The 19080-nt window shown below is 73.2% G+C and carries 24 protein-coding genes; 19 read left to right on the top strand and 5 right to left on the bottom strand.

Annotation, left to right across the window (positions count from 1 at the left end):
- Positions 1-20: 20 nt before the first annotated feature.
- Complete coding sequence (locus IE200_RS02210) at positions 21-761, bottom strand: hypothetical protein (protein WP_191277708.1); 741 nt, start codon at positions 759-761, stop codon at positions 21-23.
- 36 nt (positions 762-797) lie between these two features.
- Positions 798-1532, bottom strand: a complete 735-nt coding sequence (locus IE200_RS02205) for a hypothetical protein (RefSeq protein ID WP_191277707.1) — start codon at positions 1530-1532, stop codon at positions 798-800.
- A gap of 57 nt (positions 1533-1589) precedes the next feature.
- Here IE200_RS02205 and IE200_RS02200 point away from each other — a divergent pair, with 57 nt between their 5' ends.
- The 3 genes from IE200_RS02200 to IE200_RS02190 all read left to right on the top strand — a co-directional run bounded on the left by IE200_RS02200 (position 1590) and on the right by IE200_RS02190 (position 2746).
- A complete protein-coding gene (locus IE200_RS02200; protein WP_191277706.1) occupies positions 1590-1766 on the top strand; it encodes a hypothetical protein in 177 nt (58 codons plus the stop codon).
- Positions 1767-1815: 49 nt separating this feature from the next.
- Positions 1816-1953: a hypothetical protein gene (locus IE200_RS02195; RefSeq protein ID WP_191277705.1), complete on the top strand. Its 138-nt coding sequence runs from the start codon at positions 1816-1818 to the stop codon at positions 1951-1953.
- A 130-nt stretch (positions 1954-2083) separates the two neighbouring features.
- On the top strand, positions 2084-2746 hold the full coding sequence (locus tag IE200_RS02190) for a hypothetical protein (RefSeq protein ID WP_191277704.1): 663 nt from the start codon (positions 2084-2086) through the stop codon (positions 2744-2746).
- Between the two features lie 38 nt (positions 2747-2784).
- Here IE200_RS02190 and IE200_RS02185 read toward each other — a convergent pair whose 3' ends face one another.
- Positions 2785-3399 carry a DUF998 domain-containing protein gene (locus IE200_RS02185; protein WP_191277703.1) on the bottom strand — a complete coding sequence of 205 codons (615 nt, stop codon included), beginning with the start codon at positions 3397-3399 and terminating at the stop codon, positions 2785-2787.
- A gap of 82 nt (positions 3400-3481) precedes the next feature.
- Between IE200_RS02185 and IE200_RS20985 the strand changes: the two genes are divergently transcribed.
- The 4 genes from IE200_RS20985 to IE200_RS02170 are packed head-to-tail and all read left to right on the top strand — an operon-like array spanning position 3482 to position 6056.
- Positions 3482-3613 carry a hypothetical protein gene (locus tag IE200_RS20985; RefSeq protein ID WP_268245521.1) on the top strand — a complete coding sequence of 44 codons (132 nt, stop codon included), beginning with the start codon at positions 3482-3484 and terminating at the stop codon, positions 3611-3613.
- Positions 3614-3619: 6 nt separating this feature from the next.
- Positions 3620-4045, top strand: coding sequence for a DUF1810 domain-containing protein (locus tag IE200_RS02180; protein WP_191277702.1), 426 nt, complete (start codon positions 3620-3622; stop codon positions 4043-4045).
- A 25-nt stretch (positions 4046-4070) separates the two neighbouring features.
- Positions 4071-5075 carry a beta-ketoacyl-ACP synthase III gene (locus tag IE200_RS02175; protein ID WP_191277701.1) on the top strand — a complete coding sequence of 335 codons (1005 nt, stop codon included), beginning with the start codon at positions 4071-4073 and terminating at the stop codon, positions 5073-5075.
- 48 nt (positions 5076-5123) lie between these two features.
- Complete coding sequence (locus tag IE200_RS02170) at positions 5124-6056, top strand: quinone oxidoreductase family protein (RefSeq protein ID WP_191277700.1); 933 nt, start codon at positions 5124-5126, stop codon at positions 6054-6056.
- A 25-nt stretch (positions 6057-6081) separates the two neighbouring features.
- Here IE200_RS02170 and IE200_RS02165 read toward each other — a convergent pair whose 3' ends face one another.
- On the bottom strand, positions 6082-6921 hold the full coding sequence (locus tag IE200_RS02165; protein ID WP_229855982.1) for an IclR family transcriptional regulator: 840 nt from the start codon (positions 6919-6921) through the stop codon (positions 6082-6084).
- A 67-nt stretch (positions 6922-6988) separates the two neighbouring features.
- On the opposite strand from IE200_RS02165, the gene IE200_RS02160 reads away from it, so the two are divergent.
- The 12 genes from IE200_RS02160 to IE200_RS02105 are packed head-to-tail and all read left to right on the top strand — an operon-like array spanning position 6989 to position 18213.
- Complete coding sequence (locus IE200_RS02160) at positions 6989-8254, top strand: CaiB/BaiF CoA transferase family protein (protein ID WP_191277698.1); 1266 nt, start codon at positions 6989-6991, stop codon at positions 8252-8254.
- A gap of 1 nt (position 8255) precedes the next feature.
- Positions 8256-9038, top strand: a complete 783-nt coding sequence (locus IE200_RS02155; RefSeq protein ID WP_191277697.1) for an enoyl-CoA hydratase-related protein — start codon at positions 8256-8258, stop codon at positions 9036-9038.
- 1 nt (position 9039) lies between these two features.
- Entirely contained in the window at positions 9040-9504 is a 465-nt protein-coding gene (locus tag IE200_RS02150) for a PaaI family thioesterase (protein WP_191277696.1), read from the top strand.
- A gap of 59 nt (positions 9505-9563) precedes the next feature.
- Positions 9564-10541 carry a Bug family tripartite tricarboxylate transporter substrate binding protein gene (locus IE200_RS02145; RefSeq protein WP_191277695.1) on the top strand — a complete coding sequence of 326 codons (978 nt, stop codon included), beginning with the start codon at positions 9564-9566 and terminating at the stop codon, positions 10539-10541.
- Positions 10538-11077 (top strand): tripartite tricarboxylate transporter TctB family protein, encoded by a 540-nt coding sequence (locus IE200_RS02140; protein ID WP_191277694.1) that lies wholly within the window; start codon positions 10538-10540, stop codon positions 11075-11077. The genes IE200_RS02145 and IE200_RS02140 overlap by 4 nt, the downstream gene beginning before the upstream one ends.
- A gap of 15 nt (positions 11078-11092) precedes the next feature.
- Complete coding sequence (locus IE200_RS02135; RefSeq protein ID WP_191277693.1) at positions 11093-12754, top strand: tripartite tricarboxylate transporter permease; 1662 nt, start codon at positions 11093-11095, stop codon at positions 12752-12754.
- Positions 12751-13248, top strand: a complete 498-nt coding sequence (locus IE200_RS02130) for an AbrB family transcriptional regulator (protein ID WP_191277692.1) — start codon at positions 12751-12753, stop codon at positions 13246-13248. The genes IE200_RS02135 and IE200_RS02130 overlap by 4 nt, the downstream gene beginning before the upstream one ends.
- Positions 13245-14450, top strand: a complete 1206-nt coding sequence (locus tag IE200_RS02125) for a CaiB/BaiF CoA transferase family protein (protein WP_191277691.1) — start codon at positions 13245-13247, stop codon at positions 14448-14450. Before IE200_RS02130 ends, IE200_RS02125 begins: the two co-directional genes overlap by 4 nt.
- A complete protein-coding gene (gene lhgO / locus IE200_RS02120; RefSeq protein ID WP_191277690.1) occupies positions 14447-15667 on the top strand; it encodes an L-2-hydroxyglutarate oxidase in 1221 nt (406 codons plus the stop codon). The genes IE200_RS02125 and lhgO overlap by 4 nt, the downstream gene beginning before the upstream one ends.
- The gene (locus IE200_RS02115; protein WP_229855980.1) at positions 15664-16581 is read left to right on the top strand and encodes a dihydrodipicolinate synthase family protein; all 918 of its coding nucleotides are present in this window, start codon (positions 15664-15666) and stop codon (positions 16579-16581) included. Before lhgO ends, IE200_RS02115 begins: the two co-directional genes overlap by 4 nt.
- Positions 16566-17339 carry an SDR family oxidoreductase gene (locus IE200_RS02110; RefSeq protein WP_191277689.1) on the top strand — a complete coding sequence of 258 codons (774 nt, stop codon included), beginning with the start codon at positions 16566-16568 and terminating at the stop codon, positions 17337-17339. The genes IE200_RS02115 and IE200_RS02110 overlap by 16 nt, the downstream gene beginning before the upstream one ends.
- A gap of 25 nt (positions 17340-17364) precedes the next feature.
- Complete coding sequence (locus IE200_RS02105) at positions 17365-18213, top strand: fumarylacetoacetate hydrolase family protein (protein WP_191277688.1); 849 nt, start codon at positions 17365-17367, stop codon at positions 18211-18213.
- Positions 18214-18228: 15 nt separating this feature from the next.
- Here IE200_RS02105 and IE200_RS02100 read toward each other — a convergent pair whose 3' ends face one another.
- The gene (locus IE200_RS02100; RefSeq protein WP_191277687.1) at positions 18229-19011 is read right to left on the bottom strand and encodes an alpha/beta fold hydrolase; all 783 of its coding nucleotides are present in this window, start codon (positions 19009-19011) and stop codon (positions 18229-18231) included.
- Between the last annotated feature and the right edge of the window lie 69 nt (positions 19012-19080).

Raw genomic sequence — 19080 nt, 5'->3', positions numbered from 1 at the left:
GGCGACGGAGATCTTCGTGGTCACGGGCGCCAGTCTGCCCCAGGCGTCGCCCCGCCGCGCGCCAGCACCGCGAACCAGGGCTCGGACCACCCCGCGACCTCCAGGTGGCCGCGGACGAAGTCCTCGCGTGGCAGTCGTACGGTCCGCCCACTGCTCGGGTCGTACGCCTCCAGCGCGGCCGCGTCCCCGCCGACCACGAGCACGACGTGGCGTGGCAGCAGCCGGGTCCCGACGTAGAGCGGCACCGCGTGGCCGTGTGCGACGGCGCGCGTGACCACGTCGTACGCCTCACCGTGCCGTCGCGGCGACACGGTGAGCACGCGGTGACCGGTGCCCGGCGGGCTGGTGCCGCCGGTCGCGGTGAGCTCGCGGGCCAGCGACCACGGCGGCGTGCCGAGCCCCCGCGGCCAGGCCCACTGCGGGCGGCCGAGGGCGTCGATCCACCGGTTGGTGCGCACGTGGGTGGCGAGGACCTCGTCGGCGAACCGCCGCCCCGGCGTACGGCGGTCCCGCGGCCGCCCGGCGACCTCGCCGGTCTCCAGCCAGGCGGCGTACGACGGGTCCCCCAGCGCGCGGGAGACGACGAGGCAGGCCGCGCCGCACGACCGCCGGTCGGGCTGCACCCAGCCGCGAACCGGCCGGGCGTGGGTGCCGATGGGCGGCTGAGCCCGTGGCGCCGAGACCGGCGCTGGCTCGGGCACGGCCGGCCGCCCGGCCAGCGCGTGGCGCAGCCGGGCGGTCAGGTCCTCGAGCAGGCGCACGGTCCCTGTCTACCGCAGGGGCCGGCGGCCGGTGCCTCAGCCACGGTCGGAGGAGTCCCCGGTCACCACGACGTAGAAGCGCTTGCGGGTGCCGTCCTCGGTGACGCTGCCGTCGCTGTTGCGCGGGCTGACCACCAGGTGGTTGGCGTTGCCGGTGCCGGGGGGTGCGCAGTTGACGACGCCGGGCTGGCACATCGCGGCGGAGATCTCGCCGGAGAACTCCGGGTTGGCGTCCGCGCCGGGGGCACGGCCGTTGGTGATCGTGTCGCCGTTCTGGTCGACGGTGTTCTGGAGCGCCACGACCGCCAGGATCCCGTTGTTCGAGAGGTTCTCCCCGGCGTTGATGTAGACGTTGCCGTTGGCGCGCAGACCCGCCACGTCGGCGCCCGCCGGGGCGAGGGTCGGGTAGGCGGCGGTCACGCTGAAGCCGCCCGACTGGGCGACGATCGCGCCGGTCGCGTCGACGAGCGCCCACCTGCCGACCCCGGCCGGGCCGGCCGGACCCTGTGCGCCGGCGGGCAGCTGCCCGTCCTTGAAGTCGCGGGCCCGCAGGGAGCCGTCCTTGACCTGCTTGGCCCCGATGGTGCCGGTCTTGACGTCCTTGCCCTGGATCGTGCGGTTCTTGATGTCCTGGGACTGCACGGAGTTGTTGCGGATGTCCGCGGAGCCGATGAGCCCGGTGGCGTACGACGTGCCGGTGGAGGCCACGACCAGGGCCATCACGGCGACGGCCATGGACGGGGACGGGCGGCGGATGGAGGGGAGGCGCATGAGGTTGACCCTTCGTCGACGACGCCGCCGGGACCGACGGCACGAGGGTGGTTCGGCGTGACCGGCGTCACGGATGGGTCCGGCGTCGTGCCGCCCGTCCGTACGGCCCGCCTTCTGACAGTCCTTTCCGTGCGCTTCTCGGCCGTTGCAACGGGCTGGAAGCGCACGAATCACCGGTTCACCGGTGATCGCGACGGCCGCCGACCGGTGATCGCGACGGCCGCCGACCGGTGATCGCGACGGCCGCCGCAGCCGGGTTGGGGGGAGCTGGCAGGGTGGGGGCATGGGAATGGGAAAGAAGATCGCCGCCCTCGGGATCGCCAAGAAGGTCTACGACGAGGCGCGCAAGCCGCACAACCAGGCCAAGATCAAGGCAGCGGTGCAGAAGCTGCAGGACCGCCGCGGCGGCAAGCGCTACTGAGCTGCTCCCCAGCCGCGCTGGAGGGCGGGGCCGTGGCAGTGCCGCACTGCCGACCAATCCGCATGGTGACGGGTGACGAACGCCACGCAAAGGCCGAGACCTCGGCCGACACTCGACACCAGGAGTCCACATGCAGCACCGCAAGCTCTTCGCCGGCATCGGCGCAACGGTCCTCGCAGGCACGGCCGCCTTCGCCGGGATCCAGGCCAGCAGCGCCAGTGAGTCCGCGGCCGAGTCCGCGAAGCCGGCGGCCTCCGCCCCGGTCCAGCTCGACGGCCGCCTGAACGCCATGAACGACTCCGGCGCGTCCGGTCGCGTCTGGGCCGAGTTCAAGGGACGCAAGGCCGAGGTGCGGATCAAGGCCCGCGGCCTCGCCAAGGGTCTCCCGCACGCCCAGCACCTCCACTTCGGTGCCGATGCGCGAAACGAGTGCCCCAACGTCTTCGACGACGCCAACAACGACCTGCGGATCAACGTCGCCGAGGGCGTCCCGGACTACGGCCCGATCCTGAAGTCGCTGACCACCTCCGGCGACACCAGCCCCGAGAGCGGCCTCGCGGTCGACCGGTACCCGACCGCACCCAAGGGCAAGGTGGACTACGAGCGGAAGATCAGCTTCGCGCCCGCCGCCGTGGCGCGCGCGATCAAGAACGGCAAGGGCGTGATCGTGGTCCACGGCGTCGACCACAACGGCAACGGGGAGTACGACTTCGACGGTGCCGGCGCGAGCGAGCTCGACCCGAGCCTGCCGGCCGAGGCGACCGACCCCGCCCTCTGCGGCGTGCTGCGGTGACGCGGCCCGCTGCGGCCTGACCTCGTCGACCCCGTCCCTCAGGGGCGGGGTCGACGTGCGTCCCGCCGCAGCTGCCGCCAGCCGTACGCCGCGAGCCCGAGCAGAACCGGCCACAGCGCGGCGCGCTCGAGCGCTCCTGCCGCCCGCCCCTCGCCGGACAGCATGAAGCCGATGGCCGCGGCAGCCGTGACGGCGCCGGTCGCCAGAAGTCCCGCGCCCAGGCGAGGTGAGTGGCTCCGCACCCGCGCACCGAGCAGCAGCAGCGCGACCGGTTGCGCGACGAACAGGGGCGTCGCGGCCACCACGTGCAGGGTGGCGTCCTGGTCGAGCGGCGCCAGCCCGGTGGCGAACGAGCTGACCCCCGACACGACGAGCAGGCCGCTCACCCACGGCCCGAGCGGCCGGGCAAGCAGCAGCGCGCCGGCGGCGAGGGCGACGCCGTACGCCATGAAGGAGCCGTTCATCACCTCGTGCCGCGGTGTGCAGTACGCCGCCGAGCACCCGACCTCGCCGAGCCGGCTGACCGAGTCGGCGATGAAGCTGTACCCGCCCGTCGTCGCGGCGGCGGTGACGACCTCGGTCGCGACGTAGGTCGGGCGCAGCAGGAACAGCAGGGCGCCCAGCTGGATCGCACGGGAGGGGGCGTCGGGCACGCGGTCAACGTAGCCGTCCCATCCCACCGCTCGGGGTGGGCGGGGCGTTGCCAATGCCGTGGACGAGGCGTAGGACGGACTGATGACGACGACACCGATGGAGCCCGAGTCCGACCCGCAGGTCGTGCCGTCCGGGGACCCCGCAGCGGACCCGATCGACCCCGGCCAGGCCCCCGACGCGCCTATCCCCGAGACCGAGCCCGAACCCGTCTGAACCGCGGTGGCCACCGACCTCGAGCGCTTCGTCCGCGCGCAGGACGACCGCGGCACGTACGACCGCGCGCTCGCCGAGCTGCGCGCGGGCCGCAAGACGAGCCACTGGATGTGGTTCGTCTTCCCACAGGTGGCCGGGCTCGGTCGCAGCCCGACCGCCCAGGCGTACGCCATCGCCGACCTCGCGGAGGCCCAGGCCTACGTGCGGCACGACGTGCTGGGTGCCCGGCTGCTCGAGTGCTGCCGCGCGTTGCTGGACCTCGACGACGACCGCACGGCCGAGCAGGTGCTCGGCGGGACCGACGCGATGAAGCTGCGATCGTCGATGACGCTGTTCGCGCTCGCCGACCCCGACGAGCCGACGTACGAGGAGGTGCTTGCGCGCTTCTTCGACGGCGAGCCGGACGAGCGCACTCCTGCCCTGCTGGTGTGACGCCCTTCATGCCTATGCTCGCGTCATGACCATCCAGCAGCCCACCGACCTCACGCACGCAGCGATGCTCGGCCTCGGGGTCCACCGGCCCGAGCGGCTCGTCACCAACGACGAGATCTGCGAGGTCCTGGACTCCTCCGACGAGTGGATCCAGACCCGGTCGGGCATCAGGACGCGGCGCTTCGCCGGCGAGGACGAGACGCTGATCGGCATGTCGGTCTCGGCCGCCGAGCGCGCCCTCGCCGCGGCGGGCGTCACCGCCGACCAGGTGGGCTGCGTCATCGTCGCGACCTCGACCCACCCCGAGCACACGCCCGCCTCGGCCCCGCAGGTCGCGACCGCGCTGGGCATCACGGCGGCCGCGTTCGACATCTCCGCCGGGTGCGCGGGCTTCTGCCACGCGCTCAACCTGGCGTCCTCGATGGTGCGCTCCGGCGCGGAGTCGCACGTGCTGGTGATCGGCGTCGAGCAGCTGAGCCGCTTCATGGACCCCACCGACCGCGGCACCGCCTTCATCTTCGCCGACGGCGCGGGCGCGGTCGTCGTCGGACCGTCGGAGTCCGCCGGGATCGGCCCGACCGCGTGGGGCTCGGACGGCTCGCAGGCGCACGTGATCACCCAGACCCCGAGCTGCATGGGCGCTCGTGAGCACACCGACGCCGACCACCCGGTGGTGCAGATGGAGGGCACGGCGGTCTTCCGCTGGGCGCCCTTCGCGATGGCCAAGGTCGCCCACGAGGCCCTCGACCTCGCCGGCGTCTCGGTCGACGACCTCGACGCCTTCATCCCCCACCAGGCCAACCTGCGCATCACCCAGACCCTGGCCAAGAACATCCAGCTGCCCGACTCCGTCGCCATCGCCACCGACGTCGTCGACTCCGGCAACACCTCGGCCGCGTCGGTGCCGCTCGCCATGGAGGCGATGCTGCGCAACGACGAGGCCGCGGTCGGCGACACGGCGCTGCTGATCGCCTTCGGCGCCGGGCTCAGCTATGCCGGCCAGGTCGTGACGCTCCCGCCGCTGGGCTGAGGCCTGCCCCGTACGCCGGGCTGGGGACGCGGGTCTAGGTTCGGGGCCATGGCCCACCACTGGATCGCGACCCGCCCCGGCGGGCTCGAGGTGTTCTCGTTCGAGGAGTACGACGTCCCCGCGCCACAGCAGGGCGAGGTGACGATCGCGGTGCGTGCCGCGGGGATGAACCCGGCCGACGCCAAGCACGTGGCACGCGGCGACGCGGCCGACTTCCCACGCGGGCTCGGCTACGAGGTCGCCGGCGTGGTGAGCGCGGTCGGTCCGGACACCGTGATCGCGTCGGGCCCGGTGCAGGTGGGCGACGAGGTCCTCGCCTTCCGCATCACCGGCGGCTGGGCCACTGAGATCACCGTGCCGGCGCGCGACGTCTTCGCCAAGCCGCCGACCCTGGGCTTCGGCGAGGCCGCCAACCTGCTCCTCGCGGGCACGACGGCCGCGGAGATGCTCCACGTCACCCGTGTCACCGCGGGCGACACGATCCTCGTGCACGGTGCCTCCGGGGCGGTCGGGGTCAGCGTGCTGCAGCAGGCCGCGCGGCTCGGTGCGCGCGTCATCGGCACCGCGAGCCCGGCCAACCACGACGTGGTGCGCGGCTTCGGCGGCGTCCCGGTCGCGTACGGCGACGGGCTCGAGCAGCGGGTTCGCGACCTCGCGCCCGAGGGCGTGGTCGCGGCCCTCGACTGCGTCGGCACCGACGAGGCGGTCGACGTCTCCCTCGCCCTCGTCGACGACCGCTCCCGCATCGTGACCATCGCGGCCGCCGACCGCGCCCGCGCCGAGGGCTTCACGGCCATCGCCGGCGCGATGCCGGCCAGCAAGGAGTTCCGCGCGTCGGTGCGCGCCGACCTGGTCCGGTGGGCCGGCGAGGGGAGCCTCGTGGTGCCCGTCGCGCGCACCTTCCTGCTCGCCGACGCACGGGAGGCCACCGAGCTCCTCATGGGCCAGCACCCCGGGGGCAAGCTCGTCCTCGAACCCTGAGCAGCCCCGGGCAGCCGGACCCGGTTCAGCCGGTGCGGGCCGGGTCGCGGGCCAGCGCCAGGCGCTGGTCGACGAGCTCGCGGGTGGCCCCGAGGGTCTCGGAGACCTCCCAGGCGACCTCCGCGGCCCGCGTCCCGAGCTCGTCGGCCCGGGCGTCGTCCATCCGTACGGTGGGGACCGAGAGGCCGAGCGCCCCGACGGCCGCGCCGGTGTGGTCGAAGACGGGGGCCGCCACGGCCCGGATCCCGGGCGTGCGCTCGGCGTCGGACCCGGCCCAACCGCGCCGGCGGGCCTCCTCGAGCTCGGCGGCGAGGGCCGTCGGGTCGGTGACGGTCCGCTCGGTCACCGGCTCGATGCCCCGGGCGAGGGCAGCCTGCTGGCGCGCCCACGGCAGGGTGGACAGGATCGCCTTGCCGGGCGCGCCGTGCGTGAGCGCGATGGGCACCCCGACGTCGGTGTAGTGCCGGCGCAGCTCCTGGCGCGACTCGACCTGGTCGACCACGGCGCGCTCGTACGTCGGGAGCAGCTCGTGCAGGCCCACGGTCTCGTCGACCTCGTCGCGCAAGGCCACCATGTAGGGGCGCGCGGCCTCGCGCAGGCTCGACGGCACCGCCCCGGAGCGGCCGAGCTGGACCAGCAGCGGCCCGGGCCGGTAGCGCTTGTCGGGGCCCTGGCTGAGCAGCCGGTTGGCCGTCATCGAGCCCAGCAGCCGGTGGGCCGTGCTCGTCGACAGCCCGGTCGCGCGGGCGATCTCGCTGATCCCGAGGTCGGCGTGGTGGGCGTCGAAGCACCGCAGTATCGCGACGGCCCGATCGATCGACTGCACCGAGCTGCGTCCGTTCACGGTCCCGTTGCCCTCTTCCACGTAGGTCAGTGTGCCCGACGCCGGGAAGACCCTTGACGGGCGTTGTGGCGTGTGCCACAGTTCCCACATGACGGCAAGCAATCCCACGATACGGGAAACCACCCCCCGGCGTCCACTCGACGGCTTCCGTGTCCTCGACCTGACCCGCTTCCTGTCCGGGCCCTACTGCACGATGGTGCTGGCCGAGCTGGGAGCCGACGTGATCAAGGTCGAGCAGCCGCACACCGGGGACGACTCGCGCCGGATGGCGCCGAAGGTCGACGGCGAGAGCTACCCCTTCGCGATGCCCAACCGCAGCAAGCGCTCGGTCTCCCTCGACCTCAAGACCGACCGCGGCCGCGAGCTGTTCCTGGCGATGGCCGCCCAGGCCGACCTGGTCATCGAGAACTTCCGGCCCGGCGTCGCCGACCGGCTCGGCATCGGGTACGAGGGCGTCAAGGCCGTGCGCGAGGACATCCTCTACTGCTCGATCAGCGGGTTCGGCCAGACCGGTCCCTACAAGGAGCGTCCGGGCTTCGACATCATGGCCCAGGGCATGGTCGGGTTCCTCCGGATGACCGGCGAGCCCGGCGGGCGTCCGGCCAAGGTCGGCATCGCGGTCAACGACATCGCCGCGGGCGCCACCGCGATCTACTCGATCATGGCCGCGCAGATGCACCGGATGGCGACCGGCGAGGGCCAGTACATGGACATCTCCCTCGTCGACGCCGGCCTCGCCTGGGCGGTGTGGGAGTCCGGGGCCTACTTCGGCGCCGGAGAGGTGCCCCAGCCCACCGGCACGCGGCACCGGCGCTCCACCCCCTACCAGGCGTACCGGACCAGCGACGGCTACGTGACTATCGGTGCGGCCAACGACCGGCTCTGGCTGCGGCTGCTCACCGCGCTCGACCGGCCGGAGTGGAAGGACGACCCCCGCTTCCTCACGCTCCCCGACCGGATGGCCCACATCGACGAGCTGGAGGCCGAGATCGAGGCGATCACCTCCACCCGCACCACCGAGGAGTGGATCAAGACGATCGACGCGGTCGGGGTGCCGTGCGGCCCGGTGCTGACCTTCGACGAGACCCTCGCCGACCCCCACGTCGTCGCCCGCGGCATGGTCACCGACGTCCACCACCCGGTCATCGGCGACATGAAGACCATCGGTCCGCCGACGAAGTTCTCCGCGCTGGACTACTCCGTGCGCGGGCCGGCCCCCTGGCTCGGCCAGCACACCGCCGAGGTCCTCCGGGAGATCGGCACGAGCGAGGAGGACATCGCCGCCCTCTTCGCCGACGAGGTCGTCTTCGACGCCCGTCCCCACCTCCACGACCAGACGAATGACGAGGCCTGACATGTCCGACCACATCGTGGTGGAGCGACGCGACGCCGTCGCCACCGTGATCCTCAACCGTCCCGGGAGCCACAACGCGATCAACGTCGCGATGTACCGCGACCTGCCCGACGTCGTACGGGGTCTCGACAGCGACCCGACGGTGAAGGTCGTCGTGCTGCGCGGCGCCGGCGAGCGGTCGTTCGCCTCCGGCGCGGACATCAGCGAGTTCGAGGCCGAGCGCAGCGACGCCACCAAGGCCAAGGCCTACAACGAGAAGGTCGCGGCCGCCGAGCACGCGATCGAGGAGCTCACCAAGCCCTCGATCGCGATGATCCACGGCTACTGCATCGGCGGCGGCGCCGGGCTCGCCCTCGCCTGCGACATCCGGTTCGCCGACCGGGCGGCCAAGTTCGCGATCACGCCGGCCAAGCTGGGCCTGGTCTACAGCCTGGAGTCGACGAAGCGGATGGTCGACCTGGTCGGTCCGTCCCGGGCGAAGTGGATCCTGTTCTCCGGACTCCAGATCCCCGCCGACCGCGCCTACGAGCTCGGCCTGTTCGACGAGGTGACCGACACCGACGCCCTCGAGGAGCTGACCTACGGCTTCGCCGAGACGGTGTGCAGCCGCGCCCAGTTCAGCGTACGGGCCGGCAAGGTCATGGTCGACAAGGTCGTGGGCGGGCAGGTGCGCGACGACGAGGCCACCACGGACCTGCGCAACTCCTCGTTCGACACCGAGGACTTCACCGAGGGCGTCCAGGCGTTCATGGCCAAGCGCTCGCCGAACTTCACCTGGTCCTGACATGACGACGACCGAGACCGGCCTCCCGGCACCCCGCGTCGACGCCGACGCGGTGTCGGCACTGGCCCACGCCGCGGCGTCCGACCCCGCCTGGGAGTTCGGGTCGTTCTTCCTCAGTCGCTTCCTGCAGCTCGACATCTCCTACGACGAGACCGAGCAGACCTGCACCGTCGTCCTGCCCTACGCCCCGCACCTGTGCAACCCGCAGGGGTCGGTGCACGGCGGCGTGATCACCACGGCCCTCGACATCTCGATGGGTCACCTGTCCAAGCGGTTCCTGTCCGCCGCCGTGACGATCGAGATGCAGATGCGGTTCTTCCGTCCCCTCACCGGGACCGGGACCTGCACCGGCCGGATCGTCCGCGCCGGACGCCGCATCGTGCACCTCGAGTCGCGCATGAGCGACGAGCAGGGGCGCCTCACAGCTCTCGGCACCGGTTCGTGGCAACGCCTCGACGCGGTGTGACAACACCACCACTCTCTTCACCGGTACGGCGTCGCCGTGCCACGCAACCAGGAGGAACCATGAAGCACACGAGGATCGCGCTCGCCTCGGCGGCCGCGCTGATGATGACGCTGAGCGCCTGCGGCGGCGACTCGGGCGGTGGGTCGGGTGGCGCGTACCCGTCCGAGGACATGGACTGGACGATCGCGTTCGGTCCCGGCGGCGGCAACGACATCATGGCGCGGACGATGGTCGACATCCTCCAGAGCAACGACCTCTACCCCGAGAACATCCGCGTGGAGAACCGCGACGGCGGCTCGGGCGCCACCGGCTGGGGCTACCTCCTCAACCAGGCGGGCGAGGGCTACGGCATCTCGACCACGTCGGGATCCTTCATCACCACCCCGCTGCAGGCCGACACCGGCTGGGAGCCCACCGACTTCACGCCGGTCGGGCTGCTGGCCGCGGACAACGCGCTGATGATCGCGGCCGGCGACGCCGACTTCCAGACCTACGATGAGTGGGTGGACTACGCCACGGAGAAGGGCTCCGTCGTCGTGGGCGGCATCGGGACGGTCAACGTCGACTACATCATCCAGCAGATGGTCGCGGACGCCGAGGGCTACGAGATCGAGTACGTCCCCTACAACGACGAGGGCCAGATGCAGACCTCGCTGCTCTCGGGCGCCATCGACACGATGATCTCGAACCCCGGCTCGATCATGGGCCAGATCGAGGCCGGCCAGGTGACCCCGCTGCTGTTCACCGGTCCCGAGCGCCTCGAGGCGCTGCCGGACGTGCCGACCGGTGAGGAGAACGGCGTCAGCGACCTGCCGTCCATGCCTCGTGGCCTGATCCTGCCGCCCGACGCCCCCGAGGAGGCGCAGGAGTGGTGGATCGACACGATGCAGGAGGTCGTCGAGACCGACGACTGGCAGGCCTACCTCGACGAGAACTTCCTCCTCGAGGACGAGCGCTGGGGCGAGGACTTCACCTCCTACCTCGAGGACACGCAGACGGCCTTCGAGGAGAAGCTCACCGAGCTGGGTGCCCTGTGAGCCTGGCTGACACCGCGCGCCCCGCGACCCGGCCCTCGGGCCGGGTCGCGGGGTGGGTCCGTCCCAAGACGGTCTTCCTCGCTGCGGTGTTGGTCGTGCTCGCGGTCTACACCGAGATGGCCTTCGCCCTCGAGTGGCGCACCCAGGCGGGCCGGATCGGGCCGGGGTTCTTCCCGCGGATCATCGGGGTCGCCGGCCTCGCGCTCACCCTGTGGGGCCTCGTGGCCGCCATCCGTTCCCCCCACGACGACGAGGTCGTCGCGATGGAGGACGAGGTCGGCGACGCCGACCTCGGCAAGCACCCCCGCCTGCTGACGATCATGGTCCTGGCGTCCGCGGTCTTCGCCGCGACGCTGATCTCGCTGGGCACGATCATCTCCTCGGCGCTCTTCCTCATGGTGATGCTGAGCATGCTCAACCGCGGGCGCCACCTCCTCAACGCCGTCGTCGCGATCGGCCTCCCGCTCACGATGTACGTGCTGCTCCAGACCTTCCTGAACGCCGGGCTGCCCGAGGGCATCCTGCCGCGCTTCTGATCCCGGAGACCCGACATGGACACCTTCGACAACCTGGCCAACGGCATCGTCGCCATCGCCACCCCGATGAACATGCTGCTGCTGCTGGCAGGCGTCATGCTCGGCATGATCGTCGGTGTGATGCCGGGTCTCGGGCCCTCGGCCGGTCTCGCGATCCTGCTCCCGCTGACCTTCACCCTGGACCCGACGAGTGCGGTCGTGATGCTGGCGGCGGTCTACTACGGCGCGATGTACGGCGGCACGATCACGTCGGTGCTGATCAACACCCCCGGCGAGTCGGCCACCGTGGCCAGCACCTTCGACGGCTATCCACTCGCGAAGCAGGGCCGCGCCGGGCCCGCCCTGGTGATGGCAGCCATCGGCTCTTTCGTCGCCGGCACGATCGGCGCCGTGCTCATCAGCGTCGCCTCGCCGGCGACGGCGGCGCTCGCGGCCACCTTCGGCCCGCCCGAGCTCTTCCTCGTCGTGATCCTCGGCCTGCTGACCCTCATCGTCATCATCGGCGGCAACCGTCTGCTCGGCACTCTCTCCGCACTGATCGGCTTCGCGATCGCCACCGTCGGCATCGACATCGGCACCGGCCAGCAGCGCTACACCTTCGGCTCGGTCGAGCTGATCAACGGCATCGACTTCATCCCGGTCGCCATCGGCCTGTTCGGCGTGGGGGAGATCCTCCACACCCTGTGGCGCGGTGGCCACCTCGAGAAGCTCGCCTACTTCAACGTGTCCGCGCGCTCGCGCGGCTTCTGGCCCACCGGGCACGACCTGCGGGAGTCGGCCGGACCGATCACCCGGGGCTCGTTCCTGGGCTTCTTCGTCGGGGCGACCCCCGGAGCGGGTGCCACGGTCGCGTCGCTGATGTCCTACAACCTGGAGCGCTCGGTCTCGAAGACGCCGGAGAAGTTCGGCAAGGGCGCGATGCCCGGCCTCACCGGCCCCGAGGCCGCAAACAACGCTGCGTCCTCGGGCGCCATCGTCCCGCTCCTCACCCTCGGCATCCCGGGCTCGGCGTCGACCGCCGTGCTCCTGGGCGGCTTCCTGATGTGGGGCCTGCAGCCCGGTCCGCTCCTCATGACGCAGAACCCCGAGTTCGCATGGGGCCTGATCGCCAGCATGTTCCTCGGCAACATCATGCTGCTGCTGGTCAACGTGTTCTGCATCCCGGCCTTCGCCAGCATCGCACGGGTGCCCTTCCGCGTCCTCGGGCCGTCGATCATCGTCTTCTGCGTCCTCGGGACGTTCACCGTCAACGGCTCGATCATCGAGGTCGCGATCATGCTCGGCTGCGGCGTGCTCGGGTTCTTCATGCGCCGCTTCGGGCTCTCGCCCGCTGCGATGGTGATCGCCCTCGTGCTCGGTCCGATGGCGGAGGAGTCGCTGCGCCAGACCATGATCATCTCGGGTGGCAGCTTCGGCGTCTTCCTCGACCGTGGCACCTCGCGGGCCCTGCTGGTCCTCATGGTGCTGCTGCTGGTGCTCCCGCTGGTCACGGTGCTGATCAAGAGGGCGGCCGCCCGCGCCATCGCGAGGTACGGCGCGATGCGCCGCCGTCGCGCCCGTCGCGCCGGCGAGCTGACCGACGTCGACGGCACCACTCCCACGACGCAGGACGCCGCCGACCGGTCGACGGACGCCGCCGACCGCGAGCCGGAGACCGAACGCGTGGACTCCACGTGATCGCGGGGGTCGCCGCGACCGCGGCAGCCGCGGTCGCCGGCGCCGTGGTCGCCAGCCTCCTGCGGCTGCCCGCGGCGCCGCTCCTGGGCGCGATGATCGGGGTGGCCGCGCTGTCGCTGGCCACCGAGCTGAGCTGGCCGGCGCCCGGCGGCGTGAAGTGGGTGGTCTACGTCGCGATCGGCGCGCTGCTCGGGCAGTCGGTGACCCGCGAGTCGCTGACGGCGCTGCGCTCGGCGGCGGTCCCGATCATCCTCACCGTCGTGCTCTTCCTCGTCTTCGGGCTCGCGCTGGCCTGGGGGCTGTGGCGCTTCACCGACTTCGACGCCTACACCGCCCTGCTCGCCACCGCCCCCGGCGGCATCGCGCAGATGGGCGCGCTGTCGGCGGACGTACGGGCCAACGTGCCCGTGGTGCTGTCGATCCACGTCCTGCGGATCACCTCGGTGATCGTGCTGATGAGCGTGGGACTCAAGCTGATGGGAGGACGATCATGAACCCGACCGACCACCGGTCCCTGGCCGGCGTACGCGTCGTCGACCTGAGCCGCGCGCTCGCCGGTCCGTACGCCACGATGATGCTCGCCGACGTGGGCGCCGACGTGCTCAAGGTCGAGCCGCCCGCGGGCGACGACAGCCGCGGCTGGCTTCCGTTCGCGGTGCCCGGCCCGGACGCCGCCCCCGGCGCGGAGGAGGAGTCGGCCTACTTCCTCTCCGCCAACCGCGGCAAGCGCTCGGTGCGGCTCGACCTCAAGTCGCCCGAGGGCGCCCAGCGGCTCCGCGACCTGTGCGCGGACGCCGACGTGCTCGTGGAGAACTACCGCCCCGGGCTGCTGGCGCGGCTCGGGCTCGACCCCGCCTCGCTGCGCGCGGCCAACCCGCGGCTGGTGACCCTGTCGATCACCGGCTTCGGCTCGGGAGGTCCCGACGGGACCCGTCCCGGGTTCGACCAGATCGTGCAGGCGGAGGCCGGGCTGATGAGCCTCACCGGCGACGCCGACGGCGACCCCACCCGGGTCGGCCTGCCCATCGCCGACATCCTGGCCGGCATGTTCGGGGCCTTCGGGGTGATGTCGGCGCTCCACGAGCGCGAGACGACCGGCGTCGGCCGGGCCGTCGAGACCAGCCTGCTCGCGGCGGTCACCTCGGTGCACGCCTTCCACGGCGCCGGCTGGCTCGCCGGCGGACGCGTGCCCGCCCGTACGGGCAACCGGCACCCCTCGATCGCGCCCTACGGCACCTTCCGGTGCGCCGACGCCGCGCTCGTCATCGCGGTCGGGTCGGAGTCGCTGTGGCGCCGCTTCGCCGCGGTGGTCGGCATCGACCCCGCCCGCGAGGACGTCGCCACCAACCGGGACCGGGTCGCCCACGTCGACGCGCTCCAGGCCGAGATCGACGGCCTGCTGTCCGGGCGTGCCGCCGACGACGTCCTCGCCGAGCTGCAGCGCGAGGGCGTCCCCGCCGGGCGGATCCGCAGCATCCCGGAGGTCTACGACTGGGAGCAGGTGCGCCACCTCGGCCTCGTCCACGAGCTCGGGCACGCCACCCTCGGGCAGGTGGCGGTGCCCGGGGGCGCGCTGCGCTACGACGGGTCGCCCGCCGCCTCGAGCGTCCCGCCGCCGCTGCTCGGCCAGCACGAGGACCTCGCGTGGGACCGCCCCTGGCTCGACCAGCAGGCCGTGACCGGAGGTGCCGCATGAGCGCCGCGTCGTACGCCGTCGTCGGCGGCGGCATCCTCGGCGCGGCCGTCGCCCGCCGGCTCCAGGTCGTCGACCCGGACGCGTCGGTCACCGTGTGGGAGAAGGAGGACCGCCTCGCCGCGCACCAGACCGGGCGCAACTCCGGGGTGGTGCACGCCGGGCTCTACTACGAGCCCGGGTCGCTCAAGGCGACCCTGTGCCGTCGCGGGGTGGGCCTGCTGCGGGAGTTCTGCGAGGAGCACGACATCGCCTACGACGCGTGCGGCAAGGTGCTCGTCGCGCTCGACGAGGTGGAGGAGGGCCGCCTCGGCGCGATCGAGGCCAAGGCGCTCGCCAACGGCGTGCCCGGCATCCGGCGCATCTCCGGCGCGGAGCTGCGCGAGATCGAGCCGCACGTCCGGGGGGTCGCCGGGCTGCACTCCCCGTCGACGGCCATCGTCGACTACCCCGGTGTCACCCGCCGCCTCGCCGAGCTCGTCGAGGCCGACGGCGGCACCGTACGGCTCTCGACCGAGCTGGTCGGCATCCGCCAGGAGACCGGCGGGGTGGTGCTCACCGGGCGCACCCCGGCCGGGACCGTGGAGGAGCGCGTCGACCGGGTGGTGCTCTGCACCGGCCTGTGGGCCGACCGCACCGCCGGCCAGGCGGGCGACACCAGCGACCCGCGGGTCGTGCCGTTCCGCGGGGAGTACCTCCTGCTGCGCCCCGAGCGCCGCTCGCTCGTCAACGGGCTCGTCTACCCGGTGCCCGACCCGCGCTACCCGTTCCTCGGCGTGCACCTCACCCCGCGCGTCGACGGCGAGGTGATGGTCGGGCCCAACGCCGTGCTCGCCCTCGCCCGCGAGGGCTACGACTGGCGCACCGTGTCGGCCCGCGACCTGCGCGAGGTCGTCGCGTACGACGGGTTCCGCCGCTTCGCCCGGCAGCACTGGCGCACCGGGGTGGCGGAGATGGCCGGCTCGCTGAGCCGGCGCCGGTTCGTGGCCGCCGCGCGCCGCTACGTGCCCGAGCTGCGGCTCGAGGACGTCGTCGACGGGCCGAGCGGCATCCGCGCGCAGGCGATGGAGCGCACCGGCGAGCTGGTCGACGACTTCCGGATCAGCACCCGCGACCGGGTCACCGCCCTGCGGAACGCCCCCTCGCCCGCGGCCACCTCCAGCCTGGCGATCGCCGAGCACGTGGTCGACGTCGTGCTCGGGCGCGAGGTGGCGCGGTGAGCGCGGTGCACCTCGACCCCGGGCTGTGGATGGTCCTGGCGTCCCCCTTCGACGACGACCTCGCCCTCGACACCGCCTCGCTGGAGCGGCAGCTCGCGCTCGCCGACGCGGTGTCGGCGCAGGGCGTCGTCGCGCTCGGCGTCTTCGGCGAGGCCGACGCCCTCACCCGGGCCGAGCAGCAGGACGTCGTACGCACCGTCACCACTGCCAGCGACCTCCCGGTCGTGCTCGGGCTCCCCGCCCGCACCACCGCGGTCGCGGTCGACCAGGCGCAGGCGTGCCTGGAGGCCGCGCACCGGCCGCCGCGGGCGCTCATGGTGCAGGTGAACTCGCCGCGCGCCGACGTCCTGGTCGAGCACCTGACCGCGGTCCACGAGGCCACCGGGCTCCCGGTCGTCGTGCAGGACTATCCCGCCGCCTCGGGCGTGAGCGTCGCCGCCGACGTGCTGGTCGAGGTGGTCCGGCAGTGCGACGGCTTCGTGGCGGCGGTCAAGGCCGAGGCCGCGCCGACCCCGCCCGCGATCGCCGCGCTGACCGCCGTGGTCGCCGCCCCGGTGTACGGCGGCCTCGGCGGCGTCGGCCTGGTCGACGAGCTCGGCTGTGGCGCCGCGGGCGCGATGACCGGGATGAGCCACCCCGAGGGCCTGCGGGCGACGCTCGACGCGTACGACTCGGGCGGGTTCGCCGCCGCCCACCGTGCCTGGGCCCCGTGGCTGCCGCTGGCCACCTTCGAGGGCCAGCTCCGCATCGGCCTGGCCATCCGCAAGGAGGTCCTGCGCCGCCGCGGCGTCCTCGCCACCGGCCGCGTCCGCCCGCCGGCCCCCACGCTCCCGCCGGCGCTGCTGCCGCTGGTGGACCAGCACCTGTCCCACCTGCCCGACACCCCAGGAGGAACCCCATGGACCTCGGACTGACCGGCAAGGTCGCCCTCGTCCTCGGCTCGACCGGCGGCCTCGGTCGCGCGTCCGCCGAAGCCCTGGCCGCCGAGGGCGCCCGCGTCGTCGTCGTCGGCCGCCGCGCCGAGGTGGTCGACGAGGTCGCGGGCTCGCTGCCCTCGGCCACCGGCGTCGTCGCCGACCTGACCGACCCCGCGTCCCCGGCGCTGCTGGTCGCTCGCACCCGCGAGGAGCTCGGCGAGGTCGACATCGTGGTGCTCAACGGCGGCGGCCCCCCGCCGGGACCGGCTGACGCCTTCACCGCCGACTCGGCGCAGGCGGCCTTCGACCTGCTCGTGGCCCGGCACGTCGCGCTGGTCGGCGAGGTGCTGCCGGGGATGCGCGAGCGCGGCTGGGGCCGGGTCCTGGCCATCGGGTCGAGCGGGGTCCAGCAGCCCATCCCGACGCTGACCGCGTCCAACGTCGGGCGCGCGGCGCTCGCGGCGTACCTCAAGACCCTCGCGGGCACCGTCGCCGGCGACGGCGTCACCGTCAACATGGTGCTGCCCGGTCGCATCGACACCGACCGCGTCGCCCAGCTCGACCGCGCCGCGGCCGAGCGCACCGGCCGTACGGTCGAGGACACGCGGGCCGCGTCCGAGGCGGCGATCCCGACCCGGCGCTACGGCGAGCCGGCCGAGTTCGGCGCGGTCGTCGCTTTCCTCGCCTCCCAGCAGGCCGGCTACGTCACCGGCGAGCAGGTCCGCGTCGACGGCGGCCTCGTCGCCGGCTACTGACACCCACGACCCCAGGAGGCCCATCGTGCGACTCGCCACCATCCTCGAGCGCGGCACCGAGGTGCCGGTCCTCGTCGACCCCGAGCGCGGCGTCGTCGCGGTCGCTGACCTCACCGACCGGCGCGTCCCGTCGCTGCTGACCGTGATCGAGGAGGACCTGTACGACGCGCTGGCGGCCGCCGCGGCCGGTGCCGGCCCGGACGCGTTCCGGCCCGCCGCCGACGTCCGGTTCACCGCGCCCTACCGGCGGCCCCGCAAGATCTGGGGCATCGGGCTCAACTACGTCGACCACGCCGCCGACCTGTCGGAGTCGGTGCCGGAGGAGCCCGCCTCCTTCATCAAGGGCGACCACACCATCATCGGCGCGGCCGACGAGATCCCGATCCCGCCGCAGAGCGAGCGCACCACGGCCGAGGGCGAGCTCGGGCTGGTCATCGGACGTGAGTGCCGCAACGTGTCCGAGGAGGACGCGCTCGACCACGTCTTCGGTGTGACCACGGTCCTGGACCAGACGGCCGAGGACATCCTCCAGCGCAACCCGCGCTTCCTCACCCGCTCGAAGAACTTCCCCGGGTTCTTCTCCTTCGGTCCCGAGATCGTGCCGATGGCCGAGGTGCTGGAGCGGTTCGGCTCGATCGGCGAGGTGGAGGTCTCGACGGTGGTCAACGGCGACCAGATGCGCACCAACACCGTGGCGCACATGCGCTACAGCCCGGCGTTCCTCGTCGCCTTCCACAGCGCGGTGATGCCGCTGTTCCCCGGCGACGTGATCTCCACGGGCACCCCGGGCGCGATCCACGTGCGCGCCGGCGACGTGGCCGAGTGCCGGATCCCCGGCATCGGCCGGCTGGTCAACCCGGTCGTCGACGCCTGACGTCAGGCCGCTTGCTCAGGCCGGCCGCGCCAGCCGGTCGGCGACGACCGACCACACGTCGGGGTCGACACCCATGCCGATGTGCGTCGACGACACCTCGACGTGCTCGGCGTCGGGCGAGGTGTGGTCGAGGCAGGCCTGCCACGACACGATCCCGTCGCGCCGGGAGAAGATGACCGTCAGCGGCACCGGGACCGGGGCCGTCGGGTCGAGGCGCCGCGTCACGCGCCCGGTGTCGGGCTCGGCCCCGCGGTTCTGCACCCGCGCGACCGTCGTGTGCCGCGGCCCGCCGGTGACGGGGGTGCCGTACGTGATCACCCGGCGCACGGCCTCGGGGTGCCGGCGCGCGACCTCGCGCGCGATCACGCCGCCGAGGCTCCAGCCGACGAGCGAGGCCGGTGCGCCGGTCTCCTCGACCAGCCCGAGCACCCGCTCGGCCAGCCGCTCGACGTCGCGGCGCGGGTCGCCGGTGTTGGTGCCGAAGCCCCAGCCGCGCGCGTCGTACCCGAGGCGCCTGAGGTACGCCCGCAGAGGCGCACCGGACAGCTCGGGGGCCCGCCAGCCGGGGATGTCGACCACGAGGTGACCGTCGCCGCGGGGTGCGGTGGCCAGGCGCGGCAGCGCGCCCAGCAGCCGAACCCCGTCGAGGCCGGCGCCGAGCTCGCCGAGCGCGGCACGGGTCGACGGCGGGCCGGCCGGGTGGCCGAGCGACGAGGGGTCCGCGCGGTGGCGGGCACGTGAGCGCACACCGGTCCTGGCCAGGAGGTGCTCGCCGGCACGCAGGGGGTGGAGTGGCATGCCGCGACCCTACGTCCGGGACGCGGCCGACGCCTCGGGACCAAGGTCCCGCGGAGTTGCTGACCTCCG

The sequence above is a fragment of the Nocardioides flavus (ex Wang et al. 2016) genome (genome assembly GCF_014653115.1).
GTDB lineage: Bacteria > Actinomycetota > Actinomycetes > Propionibacteriales > Nocardioidaceae > Nocardioides > Nocardioides flavus.
This window is presented reverse-complemented; position numbering and strand designations above follow the sequence as displayed.